Annotated in this window: 10 protein-coding genes and 1 riboswitch; of the genes, 3 read left to right on the plus strand and 7 right to left on the minus strand. The window is 61.1% G+C overall.

The annotated features are described in order from the left end of the window. Positions 1-17 precede the first annotated feature (17 nt). The 6 genes from uca to KJF94_RS03665 all read right to left on the minus strand — a co-directional run bounded on the left by uca (position 18) and on the right by KJF94_RS03665 (position 8065). Entirely contained in the window at positions 18-3713 is a 3696-nt protein-coding gene (gene uca, locus KJF94_RS03640; RefSeq protein ID WP_214381256.1) for an urea carboxylase, read from the minus strand. Between the two features lie 278 nt (positions 3714-3991). Continuing rightward, positions 3992-4633, minus strand: a complete 642-nt coding sequence (locus KJF94_RS03645) for an urea amidolyase associated protein UAAP2 (RefSeq protein WP_017336948.1) — start codon at positions 4631-4633, stop codon at positions 3992-3994. 11 nt (positions 4634-4644) lie between these two features. Continuing rightward, on the minus strand, positions 4645-5370 hold the full coding sequence (locus KJF94_RS03650) for an urea amidolyase associated protein UAAP1 (RefSeq protein WP_214381258.1): 726 nt from the start codon (positions 5368-5370) through the stop codon (positions 4645-4647). Between the two features lie 2 nt (positions 5371-5372). Then, a complete protein-coding gene (locus tag KJF94_RS03655; RefSeq protein WP_214381260.1) occupies positions 5373-6170 on the minus strand; it encodes an ABC transporter ATP-binding protein in 798 nt (265 codons plus the stop codon). Continuing rightward, the gene (locus KJF94_RS03660) at positions 6167-6982 is read right to left on the minus strand and encodes an ABC transporter permease (protein ID WP_084322642.1); all 816 of its coding nucleotides are present in this window, start codon (positions 6980-6982) and stop codon (positions 6167-6169) included. The genes KJF94_RS03655 and KJF94_RS03660 overlap by 4 nt, the downstream gene beginning before the upstream one ends. A gap of 15 nt (positions 6983-6997) precedes the next feature. Continuing rightward, positions 6998-8065 carry a putative urea ABC transporter substrate-binding protein gene (locus KJF94_RS03665; protein WP_214381262.1) on the minus strand — a complete coding sequence of 356 codons (1068 nt, stop codon included), beginning with the start codon at positions 8063-8065 and terminating at the stop codon, positions 6998-7000. A 62-nt stretch (positions 8066-8127) separates the two neighbouring features. After that, a riboswitch (guanidine-I (ykkC/yxkD leader) is annotated at positions 8128-8228 on the minus strand. Between the two features lie 278 nt (positions 8229-8506). Between KJF94_RS03665 and KJF94_RS03670 the strand changes: the two genes are divergently transcribed. Further along, on the plus strand, positions 8507-8749 hold the full coding sequence (locus tag KJF94_RS03670) for a hypothetical protein (protein ID WP_214381263.1): 243 nt from the start codon (positions 8507-8509) through the stop codon (positions 8747-8749). A 167-nt stretch (positions 8750-8916) separates the two neighbouring features. Beyond that, positions 8917-9375, plus strand: a complete 459-nt coding sequence (locus KJF94_RS03675) for a hypothetical protein (protein ID WP_214381264.1) — start codon at positions 8917-8919, stop codon at positions 9373-9375. A gap of 122 nt (positions 9376-9497) precedes the next feature. Here KJF94_RS03675 and KJF94_RS03680 read toward each other — a convergent pair whose 3' ends face one another. After that, positions 9498-10601, minus strand: a complete 1104-nt coding sequence (locus KJF94_RS03680) for an enoyl-CoA hydratase/isomerase family protein (RefSeq protein ID WP_214381265.1) — start codon at positions 10599-10601, stop codon at positions 9498-9500. 132 nt (positions 10602-10733) lie between these two features. On the opposite strand from KJF94_RS03680, the gene ung reads away from it, so the two are divergent. Next, positions 10734-11426 (plus strand): uracil-DNA glycosylase, encoded by a 693-nt coding sequence (gene ung, locus KJF94_RS03685; RefSeq protein WP_128608595.1) that lies wholly within the window; start codon positions 10734-10736, stop codon positions 11424-11426. Positions 11427-11545 lie beyond the last annotated feature (119 nt).

Raw genomic sequence — 11545 nt, forward strand, 5'->3', positions numbered from 1 at the left:
TCCTTTTTCAAATGGGTTCAGTCGAGTTCCAGCACCACGACGCGCTGTCCGGCGCGCACCGCCGAACCCGGTTGCACGCGGATCTCGCGCACCACGCCGGCCATGGGCGCGAGCAGCGGAATCTCCATCTTCATCGACTCCAGAATCACCAGCACATCACCGGCGGCCACGCGGCTGCCGGTCTGCACCTGAACCTGCCAGAGGTTGCCGGCGATGTGGCTGTCGACGCTCATTTCACCACTGGCCAGCGGTGCGTCTTCGGTGGTTTCCGGGGCCGTTTCTTCACTGTCGAAATGCGCCTGGCCGCTGGCGATCCAGCGCTCGCGCTCGGCGTTGAACGCGCCTTGTTGCTGCTCGCGAAACGCGGCGATGGTCTCGGCTTCTTTCGCCAGGAACGCCTGGTAATCCGCGAGGTTCAACTGGCTGTGCTCGATGTTCAAATCGAAGCGACCGAGCGGGAAATCCCGGCGGATGCGCAGCAGTTCATCAGCGCTCACCGGGTAGAAACGGATCTGGTCGAAGAAGCGCAGCAGCCACGGTTTGCCATCGAACGCGGCGACTTCGCGGTAGCGGTTCCACATCTGCAACGTACGACCGACGAACTGATAACCGCCGGGACCTTCCATGCCGTACACGCACATGTAGGCGCCACCGATGCCCACCGAGTTTTCCGCGGTCCAGGTGCGGGCCGGGTTGTACTTGGTGGTCACCAGACGGTGACGCGGGTCGAGCGGGGTGGCGACCGGTGCGCCTAGGTAAACGTCGCCCAACCCCATGACCAGATAACTGGCGTCGAACACCGTGCGCTGCACTTCGTCGAGGTTCGGCAGGTCGTTGATGCGGCGGATGAACTCCAGATTGCTTGGGCACCACGGCGCGTCCTTGCGCACGGTGGTCATGTATTTCTCGATCGCCAACTGGCAGGCCGGGTCGTCCCAGGACAATGGCAAATGAACGATGCGCGACGGTACTTGCAGGTCCTTGGCGGCGCACACTGCGTCCCATTCACCGGCGACGATGCCGAGCAGATCGGTCAGCGGCAGTTGTTCGGGTTGGTAGTGCACTTGCAGTGAACGGATGCCCGGGGTGAGGTCGATTACGCCGTGCAGGGTTTTGCTTTCCAGGGCTTGCATGAGGGCGTGGGCGCGGAAGCGCAAAACAAGGTCAAGTTCCGGCGCACCGATTTCCAGGAGCAAATGCGTATCGCCCGAAAGACGTGCAACCAACCGCGTATCCCCCTGACCCAAATCCAACACCACCGGCGACACGATCCCTTGTGGGTACACATTTCCTGTGGCGAGCGAGCTTGCTCGCGCTGGGTCGCGAAGCGGCCCCAAATCCTGCAACCCGGTTGCTTCAGGCACACTGCATTCTGCTATCGGCGAGTGCTTCGCACTCGAGCGGGAGCAAGCTCCCTCGCCACAAAAGCGATGCGTTGCCAGTGAGCGGGCGGTTTTGAGATCGACGGGGAGGAACTGGACTTTGTCGCCAGCCTTGAGCTGCCCAAGCTGCCAAAGATCCGCCTCGATCACCGTCACCGGGCACACAAACCCACCCAGACTCGGACCGTCCGGCCCGAGAATCACCGGCATGTCCCCGGTGAAATCCACCGCGCCAATGGCATACGGATTGTCATGAATATTCGACGGATGCAGCCCCGCTTCACCACCATCAGCGCGCACCCATTCCGGCTTCGGCCCGATCAATCGCACGCCGGTGCGGCTGGAGTTGAAATGCACCTCCCACTGAGTCGCAAAGAAAGTGCCGATGTAGTTTTCGGTGAAGTATTCCGGTGCGCCATGCGGGCCGTAGATCACCCGAATCTGCCGCACGGCAGGCAGTTCAGCGATTTCAGACAGTTGTTCGCCGGCGCTTCGGTCGTTTAAGGCAGGCACATGCAACACGTCACCCGCGCGCAACGCCCGACCACCATGCCCGCCAAACTGGCCAAGGGTGAAGGTACTTTTACTGCCCAGATAATCCGGCACCTGCAGACCGCCGCGCAGGCACAGATAGCTGCGAGCGCCCGCACCGGCAATCGTCCCGAGGCTCAGCGTGGCACCGGCGGGAATCAGCAGCGCCGTGTTCATCGCGACGGTTTCACCGTTCAACGCCAGCGGAATCACTGCCCCAGTGATCGCCACCACGGCGTCGCAATTGAAGCGCAGCAACGGCCCGCTCATGGTGATTTCCAGGGCGGCGTCGCCTTCTTCGTTACCCAGCAAAAGGTTGCCCAAGCGCAGCGCGCGACTGTCCATCGGCCCCGATGGCGGCACGCCTACGGCCCAGTACCCAAGGCGTCCGGGGTAGTCCTGAACACTGGTCTGCGTACCGGCGCTGAGCACTTCAAACGTGTTGGCCTGATAGACCAGATGCTCGAGGCAGCGGGTCCACGGCTGACCGCTGGCGAACGGCGTATCGAGCAAAATCTGCCGCAGGTAATCGCGGTTGGTTTCCACACCGTAGAGCAGGCTGTCGCCCAATGCTTGATGCAGATCGGCACGCGCTTCTTCGCGAGTCGGCGCCCAGCAAATGACCTTGGCGATCATCGGATCGAAGTACGGCGGAATCTCGCAACCGGCCTCGACCCAGGTGTCGATGCGCAGCTGTTTGCCGTCGGCTGCAGGGAAGTTCACTGCGGTCAGCAAACCGGGGCTCGGCTGAAAATCACGCCCCGGGTCTTCCGCATACAGCCGTGCCTGAATCGCATGGCCGTCGGCTTTCAAGCCCTGGCTCAACACGCTCAACGGCGGCAAATCCCCGGCCGCCAGTTCCACCATCCAGCGCACCAGATCCACGCCCCACACCTGTTCGGTGACGCCGTGCTCTACCTGCAAACGGGTGTTCACTTCCAGAAAGTAGAAACGCTGGTCTTCACTGTCGAAGACGAATTCCACGGTGCCGGCACTGCGGTAATTCACGGCTTTTGCCAGTTTGATCGCAGCGGCGCAAAGCGCTTCGGCCATTCCTTCGGGCAGGTTCGGCGCCGGGGTTTCTTCGAGAACTTTCTGGTTGCGGCGCTGCACCGAGCAATCGCGTACGCCGAGGGCGATCACTTCACCGCGACCGTCGCCGAACACCTGAACTTCCAGGTGCCGTGCGCGCTGGATGTACTTCTCGATGAACACCCCGGCATCGCTGAAATTGTTCTGGCCGAGGCGTTTCACCGCTTCAAAGGATTCGCTCAACTCGGCCGCACTGCGGCACACACGCATGCCGATGCCACCACCGCCAGCGGTGCTTTTGAGCATCACCGGGTAACCGACCTGTTCACCGGCGATCAGCGCCGCGTCGAGGCTGTCGAGCAACTCGGTGCCTTCGAGCATCGGCACGCCGTGTTGTTTGGCCAATGCACGCGCGGTGTGTTTGAGGCCGAACACGCGCAGCTGTTCTGGCGTCGGACCGATGAAGGCGATGTCGGCGGCTTCGCAGGCTTCGGCGAACGCGGCGTTTTCCGAAAGGAAACCGTAGCCGGGATGGATCGCCGTGGCGCCGGTGGCCTTGGCGATGGCGAGGATTTTGTCGACCGCCAGGTAGGTGCCGGCCGCTGCGCCTTCACCGAGGCTGTGGGCTTCATCGGCTTGCAGAATGTGCAGGCTCGCGGCATCGGCTTCGGAGTACACGGCGACGCCGTTGACGTGCAGTTCACGCAGGGTGCGCAGGATGCGGCAGGCAATGGCGCCACGGTTGGCAATCAGGACTTTTTCGAACATGGCATAGACCCCGGAGGGGATGCGGGCCGTCCCGCAGTTTTTCGATAAGCGCCAGGGTCGTCCCCGACGGCAGAATCAATTCTCTGACGAACAACACCGAACCTGTGGGAGCGGGCTTGCCCGCGATTGGGTCGGCACATTCAACATTGATGTGTCTGACATACCGCCATCGCGGGCAAGCCCGCTCCCACAGGTTTAGTGGTGGTCTGGAGATTTCAGGCACTGCCCGGAACGGGCCTGGCACAGGGCAAACAACCACCGCCGCAACCGCGAAAGTTTCAGTTCCATACTAATAACTCCGCAGGCGTAGGGTTGTAGGCATTGCACGGATTGTTCAGCTGCGGACAGTTTGAAATCAGCACAATCACATCCATCTCCGCCCGTAAATCAACGTACTTTCCCGGCGCCGAAATCCCGTCTTCAAAGGTCAGCCCGCCATCCGCCGTGACCGGTACGTTCATGAAGAAATTGATGTTCGGCCCAATGTCGCCCTTGCCCAGTCGCCCGTCGTGGACGCAGGCGCGCAGGTAGTTGTCGCGGCAGCTGTGCATGTAGCGTTTCTCCAGCGCGTAACGCACGGTGTTGCTCTCTTGCGCGCAGGCACCGCCGAGGGTGTCGTGGCGACCGCAGGTGTCGGCGACGATGGTCAGCATCGGTTTGCCGAGGTTGGAATAGAGCACGCTACCGGTGCTCAGGTAGACGCTGTTTTGCCGGCGCAAGGTGCGTTGCACGTCGTAGCGTTCTTTCGGGTTGGCGACGCTGTAGAACAAGGTATCGACGGCCTGATTGCCTTCCAGGTCGAGGATGCGCAGGGTCTGGCCGGCCTTGACTTCCATCAGCCACGGTTCGCCGGCGGGGATGGTGGCGCGATAGACCGCCGTTTCTGGATGCTTTTGAGCGGTAGCGATTGCAAGTGACATGGCAGCGATCCTCAGGCGAACAGACGGTCGGTGTTGATGAAGCCGCGCTCGTTTTCCGGGCGCGAAGTGCGGCAGTGTTCGGCGACGCTGGCGTCGGCGTTCATCCAGCTCAGCTTCAAGGGTTTCGGTGCGTATTCTGGCGACGGGTCCATCGGGTGTTGCAGCGCGGTGAGCACCACCAGCGTGTCCATCGGTGCGTACAACTCGATGTAGTCGCCGGCCTTGGAGTTGCCTTCAACGAAGTGGAAACGCCCGGCCTCATCGACATTCACGCGGCTGAACAGGTTGAGGGTCATCAGCAGATCCGACAGGCCCAGACCCCACTTGCCGAGTTCCACCAACAGGTTGTCGGTGCCGTTGCGGAAGAAACCGTTGCGCAGTTCCTGATAGCGTCCCGCGCCGTATTTTTCCGCGACCTCTTCAGCGCAGAGCACGCCGCCGAGGCTGTCGCTCCAACCGCAGGTATCGGCGGTGATCGCCACCAGCACCCGGCCCATGTCCGAGTACAGACAATGACCCGTGGTGAGCTTGGCGGTGTGTTGGCATTTGAGGCTGTCGGGCAGGTTCAGACGCTCGGTTTTTTCATTGGCGTTGAGCAGCGTCAGGCTGACGTTGGCGCCGCCGCGCAGGTCGGTGAGGCGCAGCAGTTGGCCGCGTTTCAGGACGAAGGAACGATGGCCGCCACCGGGGAGCATTTCTTCGGCGAAGGGCGGGAACAGTTGGGTCGAATCAGTCATGTTCAGATTCCTCTAAGCGATACGAGCGTGCCTGCAAGCGTTGCCGGCAAGGCATCGACGGCTTTGCTGTGGGCGCGGCGGTCGCTGTTCAAAGGGATGTCGTAGGTGATGCGCGCGCCATAGGCGCCGGGGGCGTGCGGGTCGACGCGGACCTTGTCGAACACCAGCAAACGGGTGCCGAGGCTGAAACCTTCGGACAGGTCGTGGGTGACCATGAACACCGTCAGTTGCGTCTCGCGCCACAGCTCCAGCAGCAAGGCGTGCATGTCTTTGCGGATGCCCGGATCGAGGGCGCCGAACGGTTCGTCGAGCAGCAACACGCGGGGTTTCATGATCAACGCCTGGGCGATGGCCAACCGTTGCTGCATGCCGCCGGAGAGCTGCGCCGGGTACTTGTCCAGCGAGTGGCCGAGCCCCACTTTGTGCAGCAGCACCGAAGCCTGTTCTCGCGCCTCTTTTTTAGCGCTGCCGAACAACCGCCCAAGCAGCGGCGAGCGCGGCAGTTCGAGGCCAAGGGCGACGTTGTCCAGCACCGTCAGGTGCGGGAACACCGAGTAGCGCTGGAACACCACGCCACGGCTCGAATCCGGCTCGCCGGCCAGGGCCTGGCCATCCAGCAGAATCTCGCCGCGACTGGCGCGTTCCTGACCGAGTAGCAGCCGCAGGAAGGTCGATTTGCCGCAACCGGACGCGCCGACCAGGGTGCAGAACTCACCTTCGTTGACGTTCAGGTTCAAGCCTTCGAGCACCACCTGATCGGCGTATTGCTGCCAGACGTTTTTTACCGTGATGAAGCTCATGCGCGGGCTCCTTCATACCAGGGGAACGCGCGTTGGGTCAGGCGCTTGAGCCCCCAATCCATCAGCCAGGCGAGCAGGGTGATCCACACCACGTACGGCAGAATCACATCCATCGCCAGGTAACGACGCACGAGGAAAATCCGGTAACCAAGGCCGTCGGTGGAAGCGATAGCTTCGGCAGCGATCAGGAACAACCACGCCGAACCGAGCATCAGCCGCAGCGAGATCAGCAGGCGTGGCAGCAATTGCGGCAGCACCACACGCAGCATCAGCGTCCAGGTTGAAGCGCCGAGGGTCTGGGCCTTGATCAGCAACTCCACCGGAATTTCCCGGGCGCGCTGTTCCAGATCCCGCGCCAGGCACGGGGTGATGCCGATCACGATCAGCATCACTTTCGACAATTCCCCCAGCCCGAACACGATGAACAGAATCGGGAGGATCGCCAGCGGTGGCACCATCGACAGCACCGTCAGCAGCGGCGACAAAGGCGCGCCAAACAGCGGCAACGTCCCGGCGGCGATGCCCAGGCACAGCCCGGCCAGCGCGCTGATGCCGAGGCCGATCGCGAGCCGACGCAAGCTGGACGCGGTGTCTTGCCAAAGCACGTATTCGCCGGTGCGACTGTCGGCGGTGAACGCCAGGCGCTTTACCGCGTCGGTCATCTGCACCGCGCTCGGCAACAGTTTGTCGTTGGGGTTGTCCGTCAGCCGCTCGGCCGAACCCATGAAGTAGGCGAACAGCACCAGGGCGAACGGCAGGATCACCAACAACAGGCGGCTCGGACGATCCGGGTGGCGATTGATCAGGCGCATGACCAGGTCCTCTTCTTACAGCTTGGCGTCGGCGGCCATCTGCACGTAACTCGGGTCGAAGCGCAGCTTGAGGTTGGTCTTGTCGCCGCTGGTCACACCATTGGCGAAGGCCATGCCGACGGCGCTGGTGTCCTTGGCGCCTTCACCGAGCAAGCCGTGCTGAAAGGAAAACTCGGCGACCTTGCGCATGGTTTCCGGCAGTTGCTTGCTGGTGGCGAACCCCAGGGCTTCTTTCGGCGTGGCGAACAATTTGGTGGTGTCGAGTTGCGCCTGGAAACCCGCGAGGTCGGTGCCGGAGGCTTTGGCCATGTGTTCGAGGGCCGTTTTGCTGGCGGCGTTTTTCGCGTTCATCAACTCGACCACTTCGAACCAGGCGCCGGTCAGCGCTTTGCCCAGGGCCGGGTTGTCTTTGAGAGTGGCGCTGTTGACCACCATCATGTCCATGATTTCGCCGGGGATCTGGCTGGAGTTGAAGACTTCGGTCACACCGGGTTTTGCCTTGATATCCGAGAGCATCGGGTTCCAGGTGGTGACGGCATTGACCTGGTCGGTGTTGAACGCCGCCGAGATGTCGGCGTCGGAGGTGTTGACCACTTTCAGGTCTTTCTCGGTGAGATCGACTGAATCAAGCGCGCGGGCCAGCAAGTAGTGGGAAACCGACAGCTCCACCAGATTGACGTCCATGCCCTTGAGGTCGCTGACTTTCTTGCCGTCGCCCTTGAGCACGATGCCGTCGTTGCCGTTGGAGAAGTCGCTGACGATCAACGCGGTGCTGTCGACGCCACCGGCCGCCGGAATGGTCAGCGCGTCCATGTTGGTCATGGTGCAGCCGTCGAACTGGCCGGCGGTGTATTGGTTGATGGATTCGACGTAGTCGTTGAGCTGCACCACATCAATCTTGATGCCGTACTTCTTCGCCCATTTATCGACGATGCCTTGGCTGCCTGCGTACTCCCAGGGCATCCAACCGGCGTAGATGGTCCAGCAGACGCTGAAGTGGTCTTTTTGCGCAGCCTGGGACGAGACGCTCACGAAGGCTGCGAACGCAGCGGCGAGGAGGGCGGGTAAACGAAGCTTGAGCATGGGTGGTTCTCCAGTTGATCAAGGGCGGGCAGGAGTCAACGCGGCACCGTGAACGGTGGCTTGTCTCCCGGGCTTTTGTCCCGCCGTGTAACCTCAACTGGAGGTCGCCAACTCTCGGACCAGTCACTCGCGTCAGCGAGCCGGAACCCTAGTCAGCCATTGCAAATTGTGGTGCCGCGAACCTGTGATGACTCCTGCACGGGTTTGTTAAAGCGAGAGCCGTGCCAAGTCGGCCGAAGCGCTCTGGGCCGAGGGATTGCCATTGGCTGGCAGGGTGGAAGGGCAGGTTTGTTGCTTTGTGATGGTGCGTCCGTGCACTGAGATGCAGCGTGGCTGGCCGCTGATCCGAAGGTCGGTTGCGTCCGGCACTCACCATCGCATTTCCAGTCAAAACAGGTGTCAGCCGGCCCGTATCGGCTGCGGGTCTTTCAGGAGGCCGCCATGTTTCGTCGACTGTTGCTTGGTGTTGTGCTCGGTGTCGGGCTGTCCGGCTGCTATTACTACGCCGGCTCCTACGATGTGTATTCCACGCCTTATTACTACCCCGGTTACTCGCCTTATTCCTACTATTACGGCCCGCGTTATTACTATGGTCCGCGCTTTTACGGTGGCTATCACTACTACTATTGGGGCGGGCACTCGCCACGTTATTACGGTGGTGGATATCGCGGAGGGCACCATTAATCAGCGGGTGAATAGATGAAAAACCTTTCATCGGCTAGATGTTTCAACTTGTTGCCAGACCGCACCAGATTTCGAAAACGATGTCTGATCTTTCGACAGTCACCGAATAATTGACTGTCGCTCGCCAGCGTCGCTGGTGTGGCTCACTCGCGGTCCAGGAGGCCGCCATGCTCTGTCGAAAACAGCTCCGCCGAATTCTTCTGATTGCCGTGTTGGGTTTGTCTGTTGTTGCGTGCGTGCCCTATGCCGATGGAGGAGGCAGCTACTACAGTTCCGAGGTGTACACGTCCCCAGCGCCGTATTACTCCGGGGGCGGACCTTACTACTCCGATGGTGGTTACTACACGTCGCCACGCCGGTACTACTCACCACCGGCACGCTACTATCAGCCAACACCGCGGTATTACTACCAGCCGCGGGTTTATCAACCGGCACCGCGTTATTACCAGCCGTCGCAGCGAGGCGACTACCGGGCTCATCAGAGTCGCGGCTGGGACGGCAATGGCCGGGGCGGTTGGGATGGACGTAACCGTGGCAATTGGAACAACGATAATCGCGGTGGCCATGGCGGACGCGATAACCGGGGCGGACGGGGCGGCCATGATGGGCGTGGCGGGCACCGGTAACATGAGTTAACTGCAATACCTGTGGGAGCGAGCCTGCTCGCGAAAGCACTGTCAGTCACATCATTGATGGATGACAAACCGCTTTCGCGAGCAGGCCCGCTCCCACATTTCGTTTTGTGACCTTACAAATCCGCCAGTGGATGCCGCCCTTCCCAAACCTTGTGAAAATGCGCCTCCACCACCGCATCCGGCACATTGTTGATGTCTGGCCAATGCCAGTGCGGTTTCTGATCCTTGTCGATCAACCGCGCCCGCACGCCTTCGCTGAACTCCGGATGGCGGCAGCAGTTGAGGCTCAAGGTGTATTCCATCTGAAATACCTGCGCCAGCGACAAGTGTCGGGCGCGGATGATCTGCTCCCACACCAGATGAGCGGTCAGCGGCGAACCTTCACTCATTGTCCGCGCAGCACGGCTGAGTAGCAGGTCGGTGCTATCGCGCTGTTGGCTGATAGCCTTCCAGGCGCATTGCACGTCACTGACGTCCAGCAGTTCATCGATCTGCTGACGACGCGGCAGCCACTGGGCTTCGGGCATTTGCGCGAGCGCTTCCTGCTGCAAGGCCTTGAGCAGACTGTTGAGCTGCATCGGTGTCTGTTCCTGCCAGTTCAACTGCAGCAAACCTTCGATCAGCTGTTCTTGCTGTTCATCGAGCAGAAAGCGGTCGGCCAGGTCCAGGTCGATCGCATCCCGGCCGTTCATGTGCGCGCCGGTCAGGCCGAGGAACAGACCGAGCTTGCCGGGCAGGCGCGACAGAAACCAACTGGCGCCGACATCCGGGTACAAACCAATGCTGATTTCCGGCATCGCCAATCGGCTGCTTGGCGTGACGATGCGGATGCTTGCGCCTTGCAGCAGGCCCATGCCACCCCCCAGCACATAACCGTGGCCCCAGCAGATCAGTGGTTTCGGGTAGGTGTGCAGGCTGAAGTCCAGTCTGTATTCCGCCGCGAAGAAATGCGCGGCCAGCGGCGGTACTTCACCCGGATGCGCGCGACAGGCTTCCACCAGGCTGCGGACTTCGCCGCCGGCGCAAAAGGCCTTGGCACCTTTGCCGCGTAACAATACGCAGACGATTTGCGGCTCCTTGGCCCAGGCGTCCAATTGATCGCGCAGGGCGTTGATCATCGGGAAGGACAGGGCGTTCAGGGACTTTTCGGCATCCAGGCTGGCAACGCCGATGCGAGCGCCGTCGGTGCCGGTGAGTTCTTCGAAGTGCAGATTCATCGTGACCTCGATCGGGAATTTGAGCGTTCAGTATGATCGCAATGCAGGAAAGTGCCGGTTCTGCGTCAGATCAATTGACAAGCGTGATGGGCTTTCCTAGGGTTCGCCCCATTGTTTTTGCCGGATGTAACCATGACTGCTGACGACCGTATCAAACTCGAACCGAGCTGGAAGGAGGCACTGCGTGCTGAGTTCGACCAGCCTTACATGGCAGAGTTGCGCAATTTCCTGCAACAGGAGCGCGCGGCGGGCAAGGAAATCTATCCTCCGGGACCGATGATTTTCAACGCGCTTAATTCGACGCCGCTGGACAAGGTCAAAGTGGTGATACTCGGTCAGGACCCGTATCACGGCCCGGGCCAGGCCCATGGCTTGTGCTTCTCGGTGCAACCGGGCGTGCCGGCGCCGCCGTCGCTGGTGAACATCTATAAAGAGCTGAAGCGCGACTTGAACATCGACATCCCCAATCACGGCTACCTGCAGAGCTGGGCCGAGCAGGGCGTGTTGATGCTCAATACCACCATGACCGTTGAGCGCGCCAACGCCAATGCGCACAAGGACAAGGGCTGGCAGTTTTTTACCGATCGGATCATTGAAGTGGTCAGCCAACAGCAACCGCATCTGGTGTTCATGCTGTGGGGCGCGCATGCCCAGAGCAAGCAGAAACTGATCGATGCGACCAAGCATCTGGTGCTGACGTCGGTGCATCCGTCGCCGCTGTCCGCTTATCGCGGTTTCCTCGGCTGCGGGCACTTCAGTCGGACCAACAAGTTTCTTGAGCAGAATGGCGAGACGCCGATCGAGTGGCGGTTGCCGCCGGTTTAGGCACGACACAGGGCTTTTGTGGCGAGGGAGCTTGCTCCCGCTCGGCTGCGTAGCAGTCGTAAACCGGGTGCATGTGGTAAATCAGAAAGAACCAGCTTGCATGTTTTGGGGATGCTTCG

The sequence above is a fragment of the Pseudomonas hormoni genome (genome assembly GCF_018502625.1).
Taxonomy (GTDB): domain Bacteria; phylum Pseudomonadota; class Gammaproteobacteria; order Pseudomonadales; family Pseudomonadaceae; genus Aquipseudomonas; species Aquipseudomonas hormoni.